Origin of the sequence: Kitasatospora sp. NPDC058184 (assembly GCF_042883725.1) — a bacterium.
In the GTDB taxonomy this organism is placed as follows: Bacteria; Actinomycetota; Actinomycetes; order Streptomycetales; family Streptomycetaceae; genus Kitasatospora.
The window spans coordinates 90230-115632 of sequence record NZ_JBHVVE010000012.1; the positions used below are offsets into that span (position 1 = coordinate 90230).

Below are 25403 nucleotides of genomic sequence, written 5' to 3' on the forward strand. Positions count from 1 at the left end.
CGAAGGGCGGGTCGCCGAAGGAGAAGCCGCTGGTCGATCGGGGTTCCGGGTCCACGTTGGACGGGAAGCCCGGTGAGAAGTGGGTGTCCCGGGATTCGGGCGATCGCAGGTCGATGACCGTGAACGACCTGCCGGCGGATGGTCCGGTGAAGGGCGGGTCGCCGAAGGAGAAGCCGCTGGTCGATCGGGGCACCGGGTCCACGTTGGACGGCAAGCCCGGTGAGAGGTGGGTGTCCCGGGACTCGGGCGACCGCAGGTCGACGACCATGGACGACCTCAAGAAGTCGGGGGACGCGGACACCCCCTCGCCGAGGGAGCACGAGGGCGGCACCGACGGGTCGAAGCAGAAGCCCTCCGCGGGCGAGGCCCCGGGCAAGGGGGACCGGCCCACCCCGGACCAGACGCGGCAGAACGGCCGGCAGGAGGGGACGACGACGAAGTCCGAGGGCTCGGCGCCGAAGAAGCCCACCGTGCGGCCGTTCGGTCCCGAGAAGGTGAGGACCCTCGCCGATGGCCCCCAGGACGGGGCGGGGCCGAGGAGCAGCACCTCGGAGTCGGGGATGCGATCCGGCGGCTCCAATGTGAAGACCGTCACCGAGGCCAAGCCGACCGAATCGGGGGCGGGCGGCTCGACCAAGGTCGGATCGTCCACCGAGAAGCCCGTGAGCAAGACGGAGCCCTTCTCCGGCCGGGGCGATCGTCTCGGCGGGGGGGCGCGGGTCTCCGAGGACGCCGGAGCGTCGAACCGAACCGGCCCGCGGAGCGGATCCCAGCAGGAGTTCCCGAACGCGGAGACATCGACGAACAGCCGGGGTCCGCAGTCGGAGCTGGCGGCGAAGCAGGAGACCGCGGCGAACGCCCGGATCGCCAAGGCCAAGGCCGAGGCCGATGCGGCGGCAGCGGCGAAGGCGGGTGCGGGGGCCGAGGCCGGCAACGCGGGGGCGAAGGTGAAGTCCGGTGCGGGGGTGGAGGGTTCGGGTTCGTCGGAGCGGGTCAAGTCGCCGTCGGAGTTGACGGACAAGCGGGAGGCCGCGGCGAGGCGGGAGGCCGCGGGGAATGCCTGGGCGACGGAGCCCAAGGGTGAGGCGCCTGCTGGGGCGAAGGTGAAGTCCGGTGCGGGGGTGGAGGGTTCGGGTTCGTCGGAGCGGGTCAAGTCGTCGGCGGAGTTGACGGACAAGCGGGAGGCCGCGGCGAAGCGGGAGGCTGCGGGGAAGGCTTGGGTGACGCCCAAGGGTGAGGAGCCTGCTGGGGCGTCCGAGAAGTCCGGTGCGGCGGTGGGGGGTTCGGCTTCGTCGGAGCGGGTCAAGTCGCCGTCGGAGTCGGCGGCGTCTTCGGAGATGCGGGAGGCCGCGGCGAAGCGGGAGGCTGCGGGGAAGGATTGGGTGACGCCCAAGGGTGAGGAGCCTGCTGGGGCGTCCGAGAAGTCCGGTGCGGCGGTGGGGGGTTCGGGTTCGTCGGAGCGGGTCAAGTCGCCGTCGGAGTTGACGGACAAGCGGGAGGCCGCGGCGAAGCGGGAGGCCGCGGGGAAGGCTTGGGTGACGCCCAAGGCCGAGGCCGATGCGGCGGCGGTGGAGAAGCCCGGCGCCGGATCGGCTGCCCGGTCCCGGGTGCCGGAGAAGCCTTCGCCGGGGGCGCGGGGCGAGGAGGCCCGGCTCGCGGCGCAGAAGCACGCGGAGGTCATGGACCGCTGGCTGGAGCACAAGCGGCAGGATCCGGAGACCCGGAAGCTGACGGAGCAGCGTGCCGAGGAGGCGCGCCAGGCGGCGGAGAAGCAGGCGGAGCGGCGGGCGGAGGTGGCCGCGGAGCGGCGGGAGCGGGCCGCTGCCGAGCGGGAGGCGTCCGAGCGGACGAAGGCGCAGGTCGCGGAGGCCGAGGCCCGGGCCGACCGCCGGCGAGCGGAGGCGGCGGCCGCCGAGGACGCCCGGTGGCGGGAGCTGTTGCAGGACCTGCGGGACAAGTCGGGTGGGAACTCCGGGACGATCGGGGAGATCTCCTTCGCCGAGGCCAGGGCCCGGATCACCCAGCGGGCCGATGCCGCGCTGCGCAAGCCCATGCGCGAGTACACGGGGCCGGCGGACTTCGAGGCGATGGACCGCTACCTGGCTCCCCACCAGGTGGCCGCCGAGGCCGAGGCCTGGCACGAGCTGGCGCGCGAACTCGGCATCAACGTGGGCTCGTTGGCTCGGCAGGGCCTCATGCCGACGTTCCCCCGGAACCTTCCGGAGCGGCCCGGCGGGAGGGTCGCCTTCGAGGCCGAGGCGTCCCCGGTCTCGAAGACCGGACCGGTCGGGGGCAAGGGCAAGGGCCTGGCCGTCGAGCCGGTTGAGACTGTCGAGGCCGTCAAGCCCGGCAAGCCCGTCGAGGCCGTCGAGACCGTCGTGAAGGAGCCCGAGGAGGAGATCACGGTTCTGCGGGCTCCGAACCCGGACGAGACCTGGGCGCAGATGGAGGCCCGGGAGGCCCGCGAGCTGGCGGCGGCGATCGAGCTGTCGACGCGGCTCCGGCAGCAGCCGAGCGGGGGCGGGGGTCCGATCACCTCGGCGTCGGCCGCGTCCGGGAGCCGGACCGGGTCGGCGCTGACGCCCGAGGCCAAGGCGAAGCTCCTCCAGGTCCCCACGCAGGCCCTCGACGAGGTCTCCCCGGCGGAGGGGTCGGCGTCGACTCAGCCGGAGGTGCCCGTCGTCGCGCAGCCGGAGGCGCCTTTCACGGCGCAGGAGTTGATCGACGAGCTGGTCGGCCTGATGCCCGGGGTTCCCCAGGCGCCGGCGGGTCTGCTGGGTCCGGACGTGTTCGGTGACCGGGTCGTTCCGCCCGCTCCGGAGTTCCTCCAGGGCTACGACTACCGGCAGTTGAAGTCGGAGTCCCGGGTGGCGTTCTTCCGGGCGCTGGACCTGGCGCGCGCGACCGCGCCGACGGCCGAGGGGCTCGCCCCGGAGACGCTGGGCCAGCACCCGGAGTCGGTCGTCGAGTCCAGTGGGATCCGGACGATGTCGCGGAGTACCGGTTCGGGGTTTCTGCGGAAGTGGGTGCGCATTCCGCGGCTGGTGCACTCGATCTGGCTGGGCGGCCCGCTGTCGGCGGACAACGAGCACACCGGCCCGTTCATGACCAATGTGCAGGACTCGGCGGACGGTCCGGGCCAGGAGTTCACCCATGTGATCTGGACGGATGTCACCCGCGCCCGGGTCGCCGAGGCCAGGGCGGCCGAGGGGACGGGCGACGACACGCCCGAACTCGCCACCGTACGGGCGATGGTGACGTGGGCGGGGACCCGGCCGCGCGGGAACGTGGTGCTGGTCAACGTCGACGAGGTCTTCTCGGCCGAGGCGCCGATGGGCCTCGAAGCGGCCTACAAGATGGAGACGGCGAAGCGCCTCGGGCAGGGGTACGCCTCGGCGAGCGACATCCTGCGACTGGAGGTCCTCGGCCGGTTCGGCGGGATCTACACCGACGGCGACAACCGCCTCCGGACCGACCCCACCCCGGCGGTCCGGCGGATCGTCGAATCCGACCAGGGCTTCGCCGTCGCCAAGGTCGGCAACTCCGGCATGGCGAACGCGGTGCTGATCGCCCCGGCCGGGCACCGCGCCGTGCGGCAGCACCTGGAGGTGCTGCGCCGCAACTACCTGCGCAGCTCGCACGAGAACACCGTCCGCGGAGGCTACTTCCAGTACCTGGACCGGATGTCCGTGTCCAAGACCGACTTCCGCGAGGCGGACAAGATGGCGGGGGAGGACCCCGTCTGGGTGCAGGGCCACACGGAGGAGCGGGACAAGAACGCGGTCCTCTACCTGAGCGGGACCGGCATCAACATCTGGGCGGACCTGGCGCACGGCCTGGGGCTCAAGGGCCCCGGCAGGCTCCCGGTGGTCGAGCCGGGTGTGTTCGAGATCGGGGTCGGGAACACCTGGGTGCCGCGCGAGCAGCCGGCCGCGGAGGCGGAGCCGGCGGAGGGCGACCAGCAGCCCGAGGCGCCCGACCGCGCGGCGACACTGCTGGCGGCCCGGAACATCATCAACACGCTGATCCGCGAACTCTCCTACCAGAACGGCAAGTTGGCTCTGAGCGAGGTGGCCGCGCGGGTCGCCCGGCACCCGCAGCCCGCGTTGCTGTGGGACACGGTGATCGGCTTCCTGGCCGGCCACCCCGAGCTGCGGACGCGGGTGCAGTGGCGCACCGTCCAGAAGTACGACGCGGGGACGAGGCCGATCGGCGCCCCGGTTCCGCTCCCGCCGTGGTCCGCCGGCCTCCTGGTGCCCGAGCCCGGGGAGGTCGAGGGGATCAAGACCGGGCGGGGTGTCGAGCGGGTGCGCATGCTGGCGCCCGAGGAGGTGCCGCCGCCCGCCGCGACGGGGGTGCTCCAGGTCCCCACCCAGGCCGTCGACGGCGTGGTCCCGGCGGTGACCGACCTGGACCGGGCCCGCGAACAGCTGGTCGCCGTGGGCGCGGGGGCGGAGGAGCAGGCCGCGATCGTCGCGCGCCTGGACGACCTGGTCGCGGCGCTGGATGAGATCGGTGCGGGTGCGGAGGCCCGGCAGGGTGTCGGCACGGCCTTGCAGATGGGTTCCTTCCAGCAGGCGTTCGCCGACCTGGGGCAGGCGCAGCGTCTGGAGGTGCTCCGGCTGCTGGCGCAGGCGCTGCGGGACGGGCTGGAGCCCGGCGCGCAGCCGATGCTGGCGCTGCTGGTGACGGTGCTCCTCGCGGCGCAGCAGATCCGGGACGAGGTGCCGGTGGCGGCCGCGGGGGAGTCCCCGTGCGACCTCGCCAGGCGGTTGACCACGTTCGCCGACGGGATCCTCGCGGGCGCGGTCGCCTGGGCCCGTGAGTCGATGAGGGGTGTTCCGACCGCGCCGTACGCGGTGGTGGCGGTGGCGGGCTACGGCCGCACCGACCTGACGCCGGCCGCCGACCTGGACTTCGGTCTGCTCGGCGCTCAGGCGGACGCGGCCTGGCTGCGGTCGCTGACCAACCTGGCGGCCGGCTGGCTGGACCTGGCCCGCCAGTTCCTGCCGGTGAACGGGTCGGCGGCGGCGCCGTTCCAGGCCGACATCATGTGGTTCAACCCCAATCTGGCGGTCTTCGACCCGGAGGCCGTGCTGGAGCACGCGCTCGCCGCTTCGGCGGACGAGCTGACGCCCAAGCACGGTGTCATGCACGACACCCGGCTGATCGAGCTGGCGCCGCTCACCGGCGCCCTCGCCGCCGTCACGTCGCACGAGGGCCAGCGGGAGCTCTTCCGGAGGTTCGCCCAGGAGCGGAGCGGGCGCGGCGACGCCGAGGTGGAGTGGGCCGCCCTGCGGGAGTCGCTCGCCGGCCTCCCGCGTCCGGAGACTCTGGCGCAGGTGAACAGCGTCAACGTCAAGACCGGCTTGATGCGCCAACTGACCGTCGCCACGCGGCACCTGTATGCCGCGTACCGGGCCGTGGCGAAGCCGGACACCCCGTGGCGGCTCAGCACCGGCGAGCGGCTGGAGGAGCTGATCGCGGGGAAGGTGCTGTCGGGGCCGCTCGGCCGACAGCTGGTGGACGCCTATGTGCTGGGCCTGAGCCTGCGGCAGCGGTTGCACCAGGCGTACGGGGGTGAGCGGGACGAGGTCGCGACGGCACAGGTGGCCGAGCCGCCGAACGGGCTGGAGCGCCTGCTGCCCGAGGAGCAGGAGCAGTTGGCGGCCGCGATCGGGGTGCTGCACGAGGTGCAGGGGAGCCTCGGCGCCCTGTGGTCCAAGGTTCAGTCCTCGGCGCCGTCGCGCTGGAAGACCCTGTTCGGGCGCCGTCCGGTGGCGGACCAGTCCGTCGGCCTGGTGCCGGACACGGTCGAGCCGGGTGAGTTGTGGGACGCGGATCTGGAGCTGCCGCTGGTCGGTGGCGGCAGTGTGCGGCTGGGTGATGTGCAGAGCTTGACCATCGTGGCGCCGGAGACGGGTCTGCCGCAGGGTCGGGCGTTCCACACGGAGGACGAACTCGCGCAGCGGCGTGAGGTGTTGAGGAACTTCGACCTGGGGCGGCGGTGGATGCTGGAGGTCGACGGGCAGGGGCGTGTGGTAACGGGGTACCGGAAGGTGCCGTGGGGGACGGGCGGTCGGCGTTACCTCGCGCTGCTGCACGGGAACCGGGACTTCGCGGTGCTGCCGCTGTCGGGTCCGGTCGGTACGGTGAAGGTCACCGCGACGGGGCTGGCCCGGACGCTGCGGCGCCGGCCGAGTATCCAGCAGTTGGCGGCGGGTGACGAGATCGTGCTGGCCGCATGTGACGCGGCGCTGCCCGCTTCGGATGGCGGGCCGTCGCTGGCGCAGGAGGTGGCGGACGCTACCGGTCGGGTGGTGTGGGCGCCGACCGGGAGGATCGCGGCGCTGTCGACCGACCTGGACGCGGACGCCGGCTTCCTGATGTACCCGGCCGCCGACGGCACCCCGGGTGCCTGGATCCGCTTCACGCCCAACGGTGTCAATCCCTCCCAGGACTCGGAGGAGTCGCACCCGGCGGGCGTGTCCGAGGTGGGCCCGGTGCCGCGTGGCACGGCTCCGCTGGCACCGTCGCAGAGTTCGACGGGCGTCGTGATGACGGGCGTCGAGGACTCCGAGGAGGAACAGTCCGAGTCCGAGGAGGACGCGGACGACCTGGAGGAACTGGACGACCTGGAAGAGCTGGATCCGGCGGAGGGGTTCGCGTGGTCGCAGCAGCCCCAGCACCCCGGGAACCAGGGCGAGGGGTCGCGGTCTGTCCAGGCCCAGGTGTCGACCGTCATGCAACCGGAGGCGCCCTTCACGGCACAGGAGTTGATCGACGAGCTGATCGACCTGATGCCCGGGGCTCCGCAGGCGTCGGTGGCGCCGGTGGGTCTGCTGGGTCCGGACGTGTTCGGCGACCGGATCGTCCCGGCCGCGCCGGAGTTCCTCCGGGGTTACGACTACCGGAAGTTGAAGTCGCGGTCCCGGGTGGGGTTCCTCCGGGCGCTGGACCTGGCGCGCGAGACCGCGCCGACCGCCCAGGAGCTCACCCCGGATACCCTGGGCCTGCACTCGGGGTCGGTCGTCGAGTCCGACCAGTCCCAGACGATGCCGCGCAGGTCGGGCCCGATTCACCTGCCGAAGCCGGTGCGCATTCCGCGGCTGGTGCACTCGATCTGGCTGGGCGGCCCGCTGTCGATGGACAACGAGCACACCGGTCCGTTCATGACCAATGTGCAGCACTCGGCGGACGGTCTCGGCGAGGGGTTCACCCATGTGATCTGGACGGACGTCACCCGTGCGCGGGTCGCCGAGGCCAAGGCCGCGGCGGCCGCGGGGACGGACGACGTCCCGGCTGAACTCGCCACCGTGTGGGCCATGGTGGAGTGGGCGAGGAGCCGGCCGAACCGGAACGTGGTGCTGGTCAACGTCGACGAGGTGTTCTCGGCCGAGGCTCCGATGGGCCTGGAGGCGGCCTTCAAGATGGAGACCGCCAAGGGTCTGGGGCAGGGGTACGCCTCGGCGAGCGACATCCTGCGGCTGGAGGTCCTGGACCGGTTCGGCGGGGTCTACACCGACGGCGACAACCGGCTGTTGAAGGACCTGGACCCCGAGGTCCGGCGGATCGTCGAGTCCGAGCAGGGCTTCGCCGTCGCCAGGGCCAGTGCCGCGACCACGGTGCCGAGCGCCACGATCGGTACGACCACCGGGTTCGCAAAGAGCACCCGGACCTCCAAGGGCGGCCTGGCGAACGCGGTGCTGATCTCCCCGGCCGGACACCGGGCCGTGCGGCAGCACCTGGAGGTGCTGCGCCGCAACTACCTGCGCGGCTCGCACGAGAACACCGTCCGCGGGGTGTACTTCCAGTCCCGGGAGCCGTCGCACATCTCCGGCGCGGACTTCCGGGAGGCGAAGACGTGGGTGAAGACGGACCCTGGCGAGCCGACGCGCCACACGGAGGAGAACGAGAAGAACGCGGTCCTGTACCTGAGCGGGACCGGTGTCAACATCTGGGCGGACCTGGCGCACGGCCTGGGGCTCAAGGGCCCCGACGCGCTCCCGATGGTCACCTCGGAGACCTTCGAGATCGGCACCGGGAACACCTGGGTGCCGAGGGAACGGCCGGCCGCGGAGACGGAGCCGGCGGCGGCCGTCCAGCTGCCCGAGGTGCCCGACCGCGAGGCGACGCTGCTGGCGGCCCGTCGCATCATCAACACGCTGATCCGCGAACTCTCCTACCAGAGCGGGAAGCTGGCGCTGAGCGAGGTGGCCGCGCGGGTCGCCCGGCACCCGCGGCCCGACCTGCTCTGGGACACGGTGATCGGCTTCCTGGCGCACCACCCCGAGCTGCGGGAACGGGTGCAGTGGCGCACCGTCCAGAAGCTTGACGGGGCGACGAAGCCGACCGGCAGTCCGGTCGTCCTCCCGCCGTGGTCCGACAGCCTGCTGGTCAGGGTGGAGGAGGCCAAGCCCAGGGCGGGCGTCGAGCGGGTGCGCATGGTGGCGCCCGAGACTGTGGCGCCGCCCGCCTCGACGGTACCCGCGGCGGGGCTGCTCCAGGTTCCCACCCAGTCCGTCGACGGCGTCGCCACAGTGGTGGAGACCGTCGTTCAGGAGCAGTCCGAGCTGGACCGTGCCCGTGAACTGCTGGTCGCCGTGGGTGCGGATGCGGGGGAGCGGGCCGCGATCGGTGCGGGCCTGGACCGGCTGGTCGCGGCCTTGGACGGGAGCGGCGCGAGCGCGGAGGACCGGCAGGGCGTCGGCACGGCCTTGCAGATGGGGCCCTTCCAGCAGGCCTTCGCCGACCTGGGGCAGACGCAGCGTCTGGGCGTGCTCCAGCTGCTGGCCCAGGCCCTGCTGGACGGTCTGCGGCCCGGGGCGCAGCCGATGGTGGCGCTGCTGGTGACGGTGCTCCTCGCGGCTCAGCAGATCCGGGACGAGGTGCCGGTGGCGGCCGCGGGGGAGTCCCCGCGTGACCTCGCCAGGCGGTTGACCGGGTTCGCCGACGGCATCATGGCGGACGCGGTCGCCTGGGCCCGTGAGTCGATGCGGGGTGAGGCCACCGCGCCGTACGCGGTGGTGGCGGTGGCCGGTTACGGCCGTACCGATCTGACGCCGGCCGCCGACCTGGACTTCGGTCTGCTCGGTTCCCAGCAGGACGCGGTGTGGTTGGAGTCGCTGACCAAGCTGGCGGCGGGCTGGCTGGACCTGGCCCGCCAGTTCCTGCCGGTGAACGGGACGGTGTCGGCGCCGTTCCAGGCCGACATCCTGTGGTTCAACCCCAACCTGGTGGTCTTCGACCCGGAGGCCGTGCTGGAGTTCGCGCTCGCCGGTCCGGGAGGTGAGCCGGGGCCCACACACGGTGTCATGCACGACACGCGGCTGATCGAGCTGGCGCAGCTGCCCGGTGCCCTCGCGGCCGTCACGTCGCGGGAGGGCCAGCGGGAGCTCTTCCGGACGTTCACGGAGGAGCGGGGCCAGCGCCTCGACCCCGAGGTGGAGTGGATCGCCCTGCGGGAGGCGTTCGACCGTCTCCGGCGTCCGGAGACGCTGGCGCAGGCGAACACCGTCGACGTCAAGGCCGACTTCATGCGGCAGTTGACGGTCGCCACGCGGCACCTCTATGCCGCGTACCGGGCGGTGGCGAAGCCGGAGACGGAGTGGCGGCTCAGCACCGGCGAGCGGCTGGAGGAGCTGATCACGGCGCGGGTGCTGCCGGCGGCGCTCGGCCAGAGGCTGGTGGACGCCTACAGGTTGGCCCTGAGTCTGCGGCAGCGGCTGCACCGGGCGTACGGGGGTGAGCAGGACAAGGTCGCGACGGTGACGGCGGCCGGGCCGCTGAACGGGCTGGAGCGCCTGCTGCCGCAGGAGCAGGAGCAGTTGGCCGTCGCGCTCGGGGCCCTGCGTGATCTGGAGGGGAGCCTCGACGCCCTGTGGGTCAAGGCCAGGCCCCCGGCCCAGGCTCCGTCGCGCTGGAAGAACCTGTTCGGGCGCCGTCCGGTGGCGGACCAGTCCGTCGGCCTGGTGCCGGACACGGTCGAGCCGGCCGAGTTGTGGGACGCGGAGCTGGAGCTGCCGCTGGTCGGTGGCGGCAGTGTGCGCCTCGGTGACGTCCAGAGCTTGACCATCGTGGCACCGGGGACGGGCCTTCCGCAGGGTCGGGCGTTCCACACGGAGGACGAACTCACGCAGCGGCGTGAGGTGTTGAGGAGTTTCGACCTGGGGCGGCGTTGGCTGCTGGAGGTCGACGGGCAGGGCCAGGAGGTCACCGGGTACCGGAAGGTGCCGTGGGGAACGGGTGGGCGGCGTTACCTCGCGTTGGTGCACGGGAACCGGGACTTCGCGGTCCTGCCGCTGTCCGGCCCGGTCGGTACGGTGAAGGTCACTGCTACCGGGCTGGCCCGGACGCTGCGGCGCCGGCCGAGTGTCCAGCAGTTGGCGGCGGGTGACGAGATCGTGCTGGCCGCGTGCGATGCGGCGCTGCCGGCCTCGGATGGCGGGCCGTCGCTGGCGCAGGAGGTGGCGGACGCTACCGGTCGGGTGGTGTGGGCGCCGACGGGGAAGATCGCGGCGCTGTCGACCGACCTGGACGCGGACGCCGGCTTCCTGATGTACCCGGCGGCCGACGGTACGCCGGGTGTCTGGATCCGCTTCACCCCGAACGGTGTTGAGACCGCCCAGGCCTCGGACGAGTCGGTGGGCGCTTCCGAGGCGGGCCCGGTGTCGCGTGGCACGGCTCCCCAGGTGCCGTCCCAGAGCTCGACGGGCGTCGCGACGACGGACGTCGTGGAGGAGCAGCCCCAGCTCCCCGAGAATCAGGGAGAAGGGTCGACCCAGGCGCAGGCGCAGGCGCAGGAACCGGAACCGCCCTTCACGGCCCAGGAGTTGATCGACGAGCTGGTAAGCCTGATGCCCGGCGGCCCGCAGGCGCCGGCGGCGCCCGCGGATCCGCTGGAGGCCATGCTGGGGCCGGACCTGTTCGGCGACCGGGTGGTCCCGCCCGCCCCGGAGTTCCTCCAGGGGTACGGCTACGGCCAGTTGAAGTCGGAGTCCCGGACGGCGTTCTTCCGGGCGCTGGACCTGGCGAGCGAGGCGGCGACGCCGACGGCCGAGGGGCTCGCCCCGAAGGCCCTGGGCCAGGACCCGGAGTCCGTCATCGAGTCCGGGGCGCTCCAGACGGTGCGGCGCAGGTCGGGGTCGATGCACCTGCCGAAGCGGGTGCGCATTCCGCAGCTGGTGCACTCGATCTGGCTGGGCGGCCCGTTGTCGGCGGACAACGCGCACACCGGCCCCTTCATGGCGAACGTGCAGGAATCGGCCGACGGTCTCGGCCGGGAGTTCACCCATGTGATCTGGACGGACGTCACCCGTGCGCGGGTCGCCGAGGCCGCGGCGGCCGCTGGGACGGGCGACGACACGCCCGAACTCGCCACCGTACGGGCGATGGTGGCGTGGGCGAGGAGCCGGACGCACCGGAACGTGGTGCTGGTCAACGTCGACGAGGTCTTCTCGGCCGAGGCGCCGATGAGCCTCGAAGCGGCCTACAAGATGGAGACCGCCAAGGGGTTGGGGCAGGGGTACGCCTCGGCGAGCGACATCCTGCGGCTGGAGGTCCTGGACCGGTTCGGCGGGGTCTACACCGACGGCGACAACCGGCTGTTGAAGAACCCCGTTCCCGAGGTCAGGAGGATCGCCGACTCCAAGCGGCACTTCGCCGTCGCCACGGCCAGCCTGGCGGATGCGCCGGGCGCCAGGGCCGGCACGACCGCCAGGGGCGGTCTGGCGAACGCGGTGCTGATCGCCCCGGCCGGGAACACGGCCGTGCAGGAGCACCTCAGGGTGCTGCGAAGCAACTACCAGCGCAGCTCGCACCAGAACACCTTCCGCGGGGAGTACTTCCGGCCCCGGGGGCAGGAGGACAACACCGAGGCCAACTTCCAGCAGGCGGACGTGGTGGCGGGGCCCCCGGTCTGGGTCCAGAACCACACGGAGGAGAACGAGAAGAACGCGGTCCTCCACCTGAGCGGGACCGGTGTCAACATCTGGGCGGACCTGGCGTACGGCCTGGGGCTCAGCGGCCCCGGTGCGCTTCCCGTGGTCGAGCGGGGCGTGTTCGAGATCGGGGTCGGGAACACCTGGGTGCCGCCGAGGCCGTCGGCGGTGCCGGGCGCCCAGCTGCCCGAGGTGCCCGACCGCGCGGCGACGCTGCTGGCGGCCCGTCGCATCATCAACACGCTGATCCGTGAACTGGTGTACCAGAACGGCAAGCTGGCGCTGAGCGAGGTGGCGGCGCGGGTCGCCCGGCACCCGCGACCCGAGCTGCTGTGGGACACGGTGATCGGGTTCCTGGCCCGGCACCCCGAGCTGCGGGACCTGGTGCGGTGGCGCACCGTCCGGAAGGTCGGCGCGGGAACCGGGCCGGCCGACCAGCCGGTGGCGCTCCCGCCGTGGTCCGCCGGTCTCCTGGTGCCCGCGTCCGAGCCGGTGGCGGGGTTCACCGCCGGGTCGGATGTCGAGCGGGTGCGCATGGTGGCGCCCGGGGAGGTGCCGCCGCCCGCCGCGACGGGGGCCGTGGCGGGGTTGCTCCAGGTACCGACTCAGTCCGTCGACGGCGTCGCCACGGCGGTGGAGACCGTTGTTCAGGAGCAGTCCGAGCTGGACCGGGCCCGCGAGCAGTTGGTCGCGGCGGGTGCGGATGAGGGGGAGCGGGCCGAGATCGGCGCGCGGCTGGACGAGCTGCTGGCGGCGTTGGACGAGAGCGGTGCGGACGCGGAGGACCGGCAGGGTGTCGGTGTGGCCCTGCAGATGGGGTCCTTCCGGCAGGCGTTCGCGGACCTTGGTCAGACGCAGCGCGTGCAGGTGCTCCGGCTGCTGGCGCAGGCGCTGCGGGATCGCCTGGGGCACGGGGCGCAGCCGATGGTGGCGCTGCTGGTGACGGTCCTGGCCGCGGCGCAGCAGATCCGGGACGAGGTGCCGGTGGCGGCCGCGGGGGAGTCCCCGCGTGACCTGGCCAGGCGGTTGACCGGGTTCGCCGACGGCATCATGGCGGACGCGGTCGGGTGGGCCCGTGAGTCGATGCGGGGGGCTCCGACCGCGCCGTACGCGGTGGTGGCGGTGGCGGGCTACGGTCGTACGGACCTGACGCCGGCCGCCGACCTGGACTTCGGCCTGCTCGGCTCCGACGAGGACGAGGTCTGGCTGCGGTCGCTGACCAACCTGACGGCTGGCTGGCTGGACCTGGCCCGCCAGTTCCTGCCGGTGAACGGGTCGGTGCCGGCGCCGTTCCAGGCCGACATCATGTGGTTCAACCCCAACCTCAGGGTCTTCGACCCCAGGGCGGTGCTGGCGGGCTCGCTCGCCGCTCCGGGGGAGGAGCCGGGCCTGAAGCACGGTGTCATGCACGACACCCGGTTGATCGAGCTGGCGCCGCTGTCCGGCGCCCTCGCGGCCGTCACGTCGTCGGAGGGCCAGCGGGGGCTGTTCCGGACGTTCACGGAGGAGCGGGGCCGGCGCATCGACCCCGAGGTGGAGTGGATCGCCCTGCGCGAGGCGTTCGACCGTCTCCCGCGTCCGGAGACGCTGGCGCAGGTCGACAGCGTCAACGTCAAGGCCGACTTCATGCGGCAGCTGACGGTTGCCACGCGGCACCTCTATGCCGCCTACCGGGCGGTGGCGAAGCCGGACACGCCGTGGCGGCTCAGCACCGGCGAGCGGCTGGAGGAGCTGACCGACGGGAAGGTGCTGCCGCCGGACCTCGGCCGGCGGCTGGTGGACGCCTACCTCCTGGCTCTCAGTCTGCGGCAGCGCTTGCACCGGGCGTACGGGGGTGAGCAGGACAAGGCCGCGACCGCGCAGGTGGCCGAGCCGCCGAACGGGCTGGAGCGCCTGCTACCGGAGGAGCAGGAGCAACTGGCCGCCGCGCTCGGGGCCCTGCACGAGGTGCAGGGGGGCCTGAATGACTTGTGGACCAAGGTCAAGGCTTCGGCCCCGTCACGCTGGAAGAACCTCTTCGGGCGTTCCCGTCCGGTGGACCAGTCCGTGGCGCCGGTGGTCCACAGTCCGGTGGTGCCGGGCACCGTGGAACCGGGTGAGTTGTGGGACGCGGATCTGGAGCTGCCGCTGGTCGGTGGCGGCAGTGTGCGGCTGGGCGATGTGCAGAGCCTGACCGTCGTGGCGCCGGGGACGGGTCTTCCGCAGGGTCGGGCCTTCCACACCGATGACGAACTCGCGCAGCGGCACGAGGTGTTGAGGAACTTCGACCTGGGCCGGCGGTGGCTGCTGGAGGTCGACGGGCAGGGGCAGGAGGTCATCGGGTACCGGAAGGTGCCGTGGGGCACCGGCGGACGGCGCTACCTCGCGCTGCTGCACGGGAACCGGGACTTCGCGGTGCTGCCGCTGTCCGGCCCGGTCGGCACGGTGAAGGTCACGGCGACGGGTCTGGCCCGGACGTTGCGGCGCAGGCCCAGCATTCAGCAGTTGGCGGCGGGCGACGAGATCGTGCTGGCCGCGTGCGACGCGGCGCTGCCCGCTTCGGACGGCGGGTTGTCGCTGGCGCAGGAGGTGGCGAACGCTACCGGTCGGGTGGTGTGGGCGCCGACGGGGAAGATCGCGGCGCTGTCGACCGACCTGGACGCTGATGCGGGCTTCCTGATGTACCCGGCGGCCGACGGTACGCCGGGTGCCTGGATCCGCTTCACCCCGAACGGCGTTGAGTCCGCCCAGGCCTCGGACGAGTCGATGGGCGCCTCTGAGGCGGGCCCGGCGCCGCGTGCCAGCGTTCCCCTGGTGCCGTCGCAGAGTTCGACGGACGTCGCGATGACGGGCGTCGAGGGCGAGGAGGAGGACGAGCTCCCGGCCGCGAACTCCCGTACGGACAAGGGCAAGGGCAGGGTCGACGAGGCCGCCGAGGAGGACCTGGACGACCTGGAACAGCTCGATCTGGAGGAGGCGATCGCGCGGTCGCGTCAGCCCCAGTACCCCGGGAACCAGGGAGAGGGATCGGGGTCTGCCCAGCCGGCGGTGCCGGTTCAGGTCGTCGTGCAGCCGGAACTCCGTTTCTCGGCCCAGGATTTGATCGACGAGCTGATCGGCCTGATGCCCGGGGTTCCGCAGGCGTCGGTGGCGCCGGTGGGTCTGCTGGGTCCGGACGTGTTCGGTGACCGGGTCGTCCCGGCCGCCCCGGAGTTCCTCCAGGGGTACGACTACCGGAAGTTGAAGTCCGAGTCCCGGGTGGCGTTCTTCCGGGCGCTGGACCTGGCGAGCGGAACGGCGCCGACGGCCGAGGGGCTCGCCCCGGAGGCCCTGGGCCTGGAGCAGGGTTCGGTCGTCGAGTCCGGACGGTTCCAGACGATGTCGCGGAGTACCGGTCCGGCGTTCGGGCGGAAGCGGGTGCGGATTCCCCGCCTGGTGCACTCGATCTGGCTGGGCGGCCCGTTGTCGATGGACAACGAGCACACCGGCCCGTTCATGACCAATGTGCAGGACTCGGCCGACGGTCTCGGCCAGGGATTCACCCATGTGATCTGGACGGACGTCACCCGTGCGCGGGTCGCCGAGGCCAGGGCGGCCGCGGGGACGGACCGGGACACGCCCGAACTCGCCACGGTACGTGCCATGGTGGCGTGGGCGGGGACCCGACCGCACGGGAATGTGGTGCTGGTCAACGTCGACGAGGTCTTCTCGGCCGAGGCGCCGATGAGCCTCGAAGCGGCCTACAAGATGGAGACCGCCAAGGGTCTGGGGCAGGGGTACGCCTCGGCCAGCGACATCCTGCGACTGGAGGTCCTCCGCCGGTTCGGCGGGGTCTACACCGACGGCGACAACCGGCTCCAGGCCGACCCCGCCCCGGTGGTCGAGCGGATCGTCAACGCCCGGCGGAGCTTCGCCGTCGCGAAGGTCGGCAACGCGGGCATGGCGAACGCGGTGCTGATCGCCCCGGCCAGGCACCCGGGTGTGGAGCAGCACCTGGAGGTGCTGCGCCGTAACTACCTGCGCAGCTCGCACGAGAACACCGTCCGCGGGATGTACTTCCAGTCCCGCGACCGGGCGCACATCACCGCCGAGGAGTTCGAGGAGGCGGAGGAGTGGGTGGGGAAGGTCCCCGCCGAGGCGCAGCGCCACACGGACGACGGGGAGAAGAACGCGGTCCTGTACCTGAGCGGGACCGGTGTCAACATCTGGGCGGACCTGGCGCACGGCCTAGGGCTCGACGGCCCTGAAGCGCTCCCGCTGGTCCCCTCGGAGATCTTCGAGATCGGCACCGGGAACACCTGGGTGCCGCGGGAGCGGCCGGCGGCGGCCGTCCAGTTGCCCGAGGTGCCCGACCGTGAGGCGACGCTGCTGGCGGCCCGTCGCATCATCAACACGCTGATCCGCGAACTCTCCTACCAGAGCGGGAAGCTGGCGCTGAGCGAGGTGGCCGCGCGGGTCGCCCGGCACCCGCGGCCCGACCTGCTCTGGGACACGGTGATCGGCTTCCTGGCCCGGCATCCCGAGCTGCGGGAGCGGGTGCAGTGGCGCACCGTCCAGAAGTACGACGGCGCGACGAAGCCGGTCGGCACTCCGGTCGCCCTCCCGCCGTGGTCCGACAGCCTGCTGGTCAGGGTGGAGGAGGCCAAGCCCAGGCCGGGCGTGGAACGGGTGCGCATGCTGCGGCCCGAGGACGTGCCGCCGCCCGCCGCGCCGGTGTCCACCGCGGCACCGGCGGGGCAGCAGCAGGTGACCGAAGAGGAGGAGGCGACCGGACAGGAGGAGACGGCCGACGGCCAGGCCGGTCAGGCACCCGGCCGGCAGTTCCACGCGCCGACCGGCGGCACCGACGGCACCGACGGCACGACGGCCGGCACCACCGCGCCGACCCGCGGCACGCCCCAGCAGCAGGCCGCGCCGCAGCCGCCCGCGGCGACGGACCCGGCGAACTTCCCCGGCTGGCAGCCGTTCACGACCGCCCAGGGGACGGCGGCCGAGCCGCTCCGCCCCGACCGTACGCCGCGCCCCGGCCCGGGCCCGCAGACCGACCCCAACGGGGTGGTGCGGGACCACGGCGGCTGGCAGCTGAAGCCGACGGCGGTCCCGGGGGCGCCGATCACGCGGTTCCCGGGTGCCTGGCAGCGGCCGGTGGCGGCGCCGGAGTGGACGTACTACCCGGAGGACTGGAGCGCCGACACGGTCCTGCGGCACGTCCAGGCGGCGATGCGGAACAATCCGAGCGTCGCGCCGGGGCCGGACGGCCTGGACCGGGCGGTCGGCTGGTCCGGGAGCCTGTGGGTCGAGGCGGTCCTGGACCAGCAGGGCTACATCCTGTACCACCACCCGCTCGCCAACTCCCCCGCGCCGTACGCGGCGTGGCAGGAGGAGGCGGTGGTCGGCCGGGGCGACCGGGTCGACCTGTTCGGGTACCCGGGCGTACTGCTCCAGCGGGTGCGGTTCGACAGCGGGCAGGACGGCTTCGAGTTCACCGTCCGGCTGCACCTGGAGCCGTCCGCGGGCATGACGCCCGCCGAGCTGGACGCGGTGCGGCAGCAGGTGCGGACGCTCATGGCCGACTTCACGGCCGGGCAGCAGGTCGGGGCCTTCGACCGGCTGCTGAACGTGGGCGTGGAGTTCACCGAGGAGGCGGGCGACGGCGTCACCACGCTCCCGGTCGCGCCGGGCGCGGTGCCGAGCCTGGCGCAGGTGCTGCCGCGGCAGTTCAGGGAGGCGGCCGGAACGGTCGACCTGGAGTTCGTGACGGGGACGCAGCTGCGCAAGTCCCCGCCGGTGCGGGAGGTCCACGTCGGCGGGGACTGGACGGCCGGGCTGCGCCCGTCGTTCACGGCTCCGGCCTGGGACCGCCCCGGCCGGGGGCTGCCCCCGGAGTGGGGCGCCGCCGAGGCCCGGTACGCCGCCCACCACGTGCTGCGGACGGGGACGGCCGAGGTCGTCGGCGAGGCGGCCGCGGGCCGTCCGGCCCCCGAGGTCCGCCGCGGCCGGTTCGCCGGGGTGCGGCTGAACGTCCGGGTCGAGGACGGCGTCATCACCGACGTCTGGGGCGAGCCGCACCAGAAGCTGCGGCCGCAGCTGACCGCCCCGGTGGCCGGCACCGAGGCGGTGCTGGTCCCCGCGCAGGAGGTCAGGCCGCCGCAGGACGCCTTCATCCGGGCCATCACCGCCCGGGAGCTGGAGTCCTTCGACGCCCGCCGGGTCCGGCTGCCGGACGGGGACACCGAGACGGTGCTGACCGTCCGGCTGTACCTGGACCTCGAAGCGAGGCTGGACCTCGCGGACGGGCCGACGGCCGCGGCCGTGGAGGCTCTCCGGGAGGCGGGCCGGGAGGGGGTCGAGAAGGTCTACAACACCGGGCAGCGGCTGCCCAGCGGCGATCTGCTGCGGGTCGAGGTCGAGTTCGTCCCCGACCGCTCCACGGCGCACCACACGGTCGCCGTCCGGGAGCGCCAGGACCGGGCCAACCACCGGACCTGGGGCCTGAACACCGGGGCGCGGACGATCGCCCACGAGATCGGCCACCTGCTCGGCCTGGACGACGAGTACCGGGAGGCGGGTTCCACGCCCCGGCCGATCCATCCGGACGACAGCGGGATCATGGGCGGCCGGCAGACCGACCGGTTCGGACGCCCCTGGCTGGACATGAACCACTTCCACGAGGGCCCGCTGGAGGTCCTCGCCCCCTTCGCGCCGCCGGCCGCCCGCAACCTGCGGCAGCTCGGCGGGGTGGTGGACGAGGCCTTCGGCGAGGACCGCGGCCCGACGCCGGTCGGCGACGCGCCGACCCGGGCCCGGTTCCGCGAGGAGGTGCTGCGGCGCGCCCTGTACGGCGGTCCGGGCGGGCGGGACGGCCACCTGGTGCCGCCGCGGGGGTCGACGCGCCCCCGGCCGGAGCGGGTGCCGGGGTCGCAGGAGCGCAACGGGACGTTCAAGGTGGTCGGCGGGCCCGCCGACGCGGCGGCCACGCAGGTCGGCGCCCTGGCCGGCGACCTGCCCGGCCCGCGCCGGAACCGGACGGTGTTCCCCGAGCACTGGACGGCGGACGACGCGGTGTACGCCGCCGAGCAGGCGTACCAGCACGCCCTGCGCACCAGCCGGGTCACCGCGACCGGCCTGCACTCCCACCACTGGGTCGGCGAGTACGGCGGGGTGCGGATCGAGGGCCTGATCCGGGCGGGGGAGTTCGTCTCCTTCCGTCCCTCCGACGACCAGAGCGGGCTGGACACCCCGGCGTACATGCCGTGGCGCCCGACCGGTGGGGCCTTCGGCGCCCGGGTCGAGGACCTCGTCCGGTACGGCGACCGGCAGACCCTCACCGGCGTCCACGCCGAGCCGGAGAGGGCGGCCGCCACGGCGCACGGCGTCAAGGTGGGCTCGGTGCTCGCGGAGAACGACAACGGCACCTACCGGGCCGACGTCTGGTTCCTCGACGCGGCCGTGACCCCAGGCGCCCCGATGGCGAAGTTCCCGTCGCGGTGGCACCAGCACGCGGACGGGGAGACCCACACCCTCTACCCGAAGGCGTGGACGCCGTCGCGCGTCCTGTCCGCCGTGGAGCGGGCGTACGCGGCCCGGCACACCTCCGAGCCGCTGGACTCCGGCGCCGTGCGCTGGGTGGGCGAGGCCGACGGCGTGCGGATCGAGGGGATCACCCGGGACGGCCGGCACCTGACGCACCGTCCGACCGCCCGGCAGCCGCTCACCGACTGGTACGCGACCCCGGCGGCGGACGGGTCCACCGGGCCCGGCCTGCGCGGCCGCCGCGTCCGGACCGTGGACGGACAGCTGGGCATCGAGGTCGCGGCACCGGTGCACCTGAGGGTCGCGGCGGGCGCCACGCCCGCGGCGGTCGCGGACGCCTGCAAGCGGCTCCAGCGGGCCGCCGACGACTTCGTCCGGCAGCACCGTGCCGCCGGCGACCCGCCGGTCCTGCTGACCCTCGACTTCGTCGACACGGAGGCGGACGCCCTTCCGGGCGCGGTGGCCGGGGCGGACTCCCTCCCCGACGGCGCCGGACTGGACGTGCTCCTGCCCGGTGTGGCCGGGGCGTTGACGCCCGGGTTCTCCGCGACGGTCGCGGGCAGCGCGGGCCCGGCCACGGCCACCGCCAGGGCGCAGGCCGGGTACGGACAGCGGGTGCTCGTCGAACCGGAGCTGACCGAGCCCGCGGAGCCCGGAACGGGCACCCGCCCGGCCACCGTCACCGAGATGGCGGGGCAGCAGTGGATGATCGACGGGGCCTTCGCCCCGACGCTCGCGGGGAACGCCGGGCGGGGACTGCCGACCGGCTGGACGCCGGGCGAGGGCAGGTACGCGGCGCTCCAGGTGCTCGCCGGCTGGCGCGGCCGGCGGCGCGAGCTCGTGAAGGGCCGCTTCAACGGCGTCCCGATCGAGGTCCGGACCGAGAACGGGCGGATCGTGGACTTCCGCGGCCTGCCGGACCGGAGTGTCCCGGCCCAGTTCACCAAGGCCGTCCCCGAGCCGTCCGGCCAGGGCCCGGTCTTCCCGACCGGCCCGCGCCACGCCCCCGAGTCCTCCTCCTCGTCGTCCTCGTCCTCCGCGCCCGCCGGCGCGATCCCGCAGCCGGCGCAGGACCCGGCGACGGCGCTGCTGCCGGGCCACGCCTCGGCCGAGGCCGTACCGGACGACCCGGCGGCGCAGCCGTTCGAGCTCCGGCGCGGCCCGCTCGTACCGGGCGGCGAGGACGTCACCGTCCTCGTCCTGCGCGTCCACCTGGACGGCTCCGGCCTGATCGGGGAGGACGCCCGGGCCAGGGTCGCCGCGCTGGGCGCGCGGATCCGGGACGCCGCCGCGCGGTTCGACAACCGCACCAGGCTCCCGGACGGCACCCCGCTGCTGGTGCGGGTGGAGTTCGCGGACGCCACCGGCGATCCGCACCGGACGGTGCTCCTGCACGAGCGGAGCGTCGCCCAGGACGCCGGGAACTGGCACCTGGAGATCTCCCGGGACGCGCTGGTCCACCAGCTGGGCCGGGCCTTCGGCATCTCCGTCACGGAGTACGCGGGCGGCGGCACGACCCACGTCGTCCCGGCGCCGTCGGTGCGCGTCCTGCGCGAACTCGGCGAGCTCGCGGACGACCGGCTGGGCCGCCTCGGGCACGACACCGAGGACGGCGAGTCGCCCCGGACGGAGTTCGCCGACGGCGTCCTGGAGGCCGAACTCGGCCCGGCCGTCGGGACGCGGGGCGGCCACCTGCCGTCGGCCATCGGCGAGGAGGGGGCCGAACAGCTGGAGCTGGTGCGCCGTCACGCCAACGGCACCCTGCTGGTGGAGACCGGCGCGGGTCGGCGCACCCTGTTCCCCGAGCACTGGACCGCCGCCGAGGCCCGGTACGCCGTCGAGCAGGCGGCCGTCGACGCGGTCCGCAACGAGACCTTCCAGGTGACCGAGGACGGGATCTTCTGGCAGGGCGTGTACGAGGGCGTCCGGATCGAGGGCAGGTCGGACGAGGACGGGACGGTCACCGCCTTCCGCCCGGCCGCCGACCAGCGCGGCTTGGTGGCGCCCGCCCACGCGCCGGGCGCCGGCGCGGTCGACGTCCCGTCGCTCGACGGGGCCCCGGTGCTCACCCCGGACCAGCTGCGCGTGTTCGGCGAGCAGGCCAGGCGGGAGGGCGGCACCGGGCTGCCCCCGGAATGGACCCGGGAGCAGACCCGCCACGCGGCCCTGTGGGTGTACGAGCAGCAGAACGGCGAGGCGAGGGGACGCAACGGGGACGAGATCGTCACCGGCGCGTACGGTGACGTCCGGATCAGGCTGCTGGTCCGCAACCGGCAGATCATCGACTACTGGGCCGAGCCGGGGCAGCGCTTCGACGCGACCGAACCGGCCGAGCCGGTACGGGTGCTGGCCACGGCGGAGGTGCGTCCGCCGGTCCGCCGCTTCCTGCGCTCGCTCCAGGCCCAGTTCATCCAGTCGTACGAGGTCCGGCGGGTGATGGACGCCGACGGGGACACCCGCACCGTCCTGACGGTGCGGGTCCACCTGGAGGCCGACGGCCTGACGGGCAGCCGCGCCGAGGCCGAGCGGGACCTCGACCGGGTGCGGCTCAACGCCGAGGCGGGCGTCCGGGACGTCTTCGGCCAGGGGCTGCGGCTGCCCGACGGCAGCCTGCTGGAGGTCGCGATCCGGTTCGTCGACCGGGAGAGCGCCCACCACGTCGTCGAGGTGCGCTCCTACACCTCCCAGGAGCACGCCCAGCACTGGGGCGTGGACTCCCCGCCGAGGGTGATCGGCCACGAGGTCGGCCACCTGCTCGGCCTGGCCGACGAGTACCGGCGCCAAGGGGCCGGCCCGCGGCCCGTCCACCCGGAGTTCGGTCTGATGACCGCGCCCGGGAGCGACACCTACGGCCGGGTCTGGTACGACGCCGGGCACCCGGTGGAGCTGGGCGTCACGAACCCGGCGGTCTCGCTCCGGCCGCACAACCTGAACGAGCTGGGCGCGGTCCTCGACCGGGTCTTCCGGACGGACCTCCGGCCGGTGCCGGCCGGGGAGTTCCCGGTGCGGGCCGCCTTCGGCGAGGACGCGCTGCGGACCGCGCTCTTCGACGGGCCGGACCGGACGGGCGGGTACCTGACCCCGCCGGCGGAGTCGGGGCGGCGCAGGCTGCCCCGGGTCGGCGCGGCGAACCCCAACGGCACGTACCGCGCCGACGCGGGCGAAGCGGCGCTGGACCGGTACCGGACGATGTTCCCCGCGCACTGGACGGCCGAGGACGCGGTGTACGCGGCGCGGCAGGCCTACCTGCACGCCCGCCGCACCGGCGGGATCAGCGGGCGCGGAGACCTCGCGCAGCGCTGGGTCGGCGAGTACGACGGCGTGCGCATCGAAGGCCGGATCCGGTCGGGGGAGTTCATCTCCTTCCGCCCCGCCGAGGACCAGTCCGGGCTCACCGCGACGGCCCCCGCCCCCGCCCCCGCCACACTGTCCTTCGGCCACCGGGTCGAGGACCTCAACCGCTACGGCGACCGGCACACCCTCACCGGCTTCCACCACCGCGTCCGGGTCGGCGGGGCCTTCGCGGTGGACCCGGCGGACCACGGCCTGAGCCTCGGGCCGGTCCGGCCGCCGCGGGCCAACGAGACCTACCGGGCGCCGGTGTACTTCCTGGACCCGGGGATCGCGCCCGGCTCGCCGCTGAGCGAGTTCCCGTCCCGGTGGCGCCGCCCCGAGAACCTGGAGGCCCGGACCTTCTACCCCGTCTCCTGGGCGTCCGAGGACGTCCTGGAGCGGGTCGACCGGGCCTACCAGGAAAGGCTGTTCGAGGAGGTGCTGCCGGACGGCGCCGTGCGCTGGGTCGGGGTGGCCCACGACGTGTGGATCGAGGGCGTCACCCGGGACGGGCGGCACCTCGTCCACCGGCCCACCGACTGGCAGCGGTCCCGTCGGGAGACCGGGGCCGGGGCGGTCCCGGTCTGGGAGCGCCCCCTGGTGCGGGACGACGTCGACTACTCCATCGGCTACCGCCGCGTACGGCCGGGCGGGGCCGGCCTGCCGGACACCGAACTGGTCGTCCAGGTGCGGGACCACGGCGACCTGACCGCCGAGGAGCGGGCCGGGCTCCAGCGGCTCGCCGACGAGCAGGCCGCGGAGCTGTTCCCGGCCACGGCTCAGCCCGGCGGCCGGCCGGTCCGCATCCGGCTCCGGTTCGTCCCCGAGGCGGACGGCCCGGAGGCGATGCCGCCGGTCTCGTCCTTCCCGAGCGCCTTCGTGCGGCAGCTGCGGTCGCGGCTGGAGGAGGCCGAGGAGCTGGTCGCCGGACTGCACGGCGCACCCGCGCCGGAGCCGCCGCTGCTCACCCCGGTGACCCCGGGCACGGGCGAGCGCCCGGCTGCCCGTACCCGCCTCCAGGACCTGGAGGCGGCGGGCATCGACGCGCCGGCCCTCGACCCGGCCCTCGCTCGCGCGCTCGCCCTCGCGGACGAGCGGGCCGAGGGAGCTGAGAGGCCCGGGGGACTGCCCGCCGCGTGGACGGCCGCCGAGGGCGGGCACGCGGCGCGCATGGTCGCGCGGGAGCACCTGGCCGAGCTGGGGGACGGGCGGACGGGCACGGTCACCGGGCGGTTCGCGGGGGTGGAACTCCGGGTGACGCTGGAGGACGGCCGGATCGTCCGCTTCGAGGGCACGCCGGGCCAGACCTTCGAGAACCAGCGCCGACCGCGCCCCGCCGGGCAGCGGCCGCCGGCACTCATGGCGCTGCGCCCGGCCACCGGGCGGCAGCTCCAGGAAGCTGGGGACGACGGGCCGCACGAGGCCGTCGAGCAGGAGCAGCCGGCCGTCGTGGAGGCGGCCCCGGTTGCCCCGGTCACCCCGGCCGCCGTGCCGCCGGTGCGGCCGCCGGCGGCCTTCGGTGCGGCCCCGGCCGTCCTGGCCGCCCCGGCCAGCACCGGCTCCGCCCCGGTGTCCGCGACCCCGCCGCCGGTGGTCCCCGCCGGGCCGCCGCCGCTGCCCGCGCTGGGGGGCCTGCGGTTCGACGGGACCGGCCTCACCGGCCGCCCCCCGTACGCGAGTTCGGCCGTCCGGGCCGGTTCGCCGTCGGACCCGCGGGAGTCCCGGATCCCCTGGGACACCGTCCGCGCACTGCTCAACCGCGCCTACCGCCAGGAGCGCGGCCGGCTGCTGCCGATGCTGCGGGAGTGGCTCGCCCCCGAGCACGTGGCGGCGGACCTGCTGGCCGAGGCGGACGCGCTGGTGGCGGCCCTGCCGTCGGAGCTGTTCGCCGAACTCCCGCACGAGGAGGACGCCCGACTGCTGCTCCGGGCCGGGTACGTCCTCCACGGCTCCTCGGCGGACCCGGGGGAGGAGGCCGCCGCGGCGGAGCAGGCCCGGGCCGAGCTGGCCGCCGCCCTGCTGGACCTGCTGGAGCCGCTGCGCGACCCCGCACCGGACCCGGCCGCGGTCGAGCGGTCCCTGGACGGCCTGCGGGACGCCGTCTCCGCCCTGCCGGACCCGACCGGGGCCGCCGTGCGGGACGTCCTGGCCAGGATCGCGCGGACGCGGACGCGGATCACCGCGACCACCCCGCTGCACGAGGCCAACTCCCTGGTGAACGAGCTGGCCGACCGGCTGATCGGCCAGGACGTGCGCCGCCTGCTGGGCGTGCCGACGGGCGACGGGGACCTCGAGTTCCTCGCCGGCCGGATCTTCCACGAGGCCCACGTCGTCCGCGACGACTGCTTCGACGTGAGGACGGTGCGCCATGCCCTGCGCGGCCTGTAGCGGGGGCCGCGGGAACGGCGGGACGGCCCCGGCCGTCCCGCCCCCGGGGGCCGGCACCATCCGCCCGCCCGGCGGTGTGGTGGCCGTCGACATTGCCGGGCGGGCCGAAGTTCCGTACCTTGGTGCCGGCTTTGGCCCCCGAAGGGCTGTCCTTGACCTTGAGGTGTCGTCACCTGCCGTCGCACGAGCGGGTGGTGACCACCGCCGGCGGCGGATGTGGGGAGAAGTCCC

At 74.2% G+C, this 25403-nt stretch carries 2 protein-coding genes; one reads left to right on the top strand and one right to left on the bottom strand.

Annotation, left to right across the window (positions count from 1 at the left end; translation table 11 throughout):
* Positions 1-193, bottom strand: a 193-nt coding sequence (locus ACFVXH_RS23345; RefSeq protein WP_387826811.1) for a hypothetical protein, incomplete at its 3' end; no start/stop codon positions are given.
* Between the two features lie 73 nt (positions 194-266).
* Here ACFVXH_RS23345 and ACFVXH_RS23350 point away from each other — a divergent pair.
* The gene (locus ACFVXH_RS23350; protein ID WP_387826814.1) at positions 267-25172 is read left to right on the top strand and encodes an EndoU domain-containing protein; all 24906 of its coding nucleotides are present in this window, start codon (positions 267-269) and stop codon (positions 25170-25172) included.
* The last annotated feature ends 231 nt before the right edge of the window (positions 25173-25403 follow it).

Bases quoted from the DNA above. Each gene is read 5' to 3' on its own strand.
- ACFVXH_RS23350 (WP_387826814.1), top strand. From the start codon at position 267: ATGGACGACCTCAAGAAGTCGGGGGACGCGGACACCCCCTCGCCGAGG.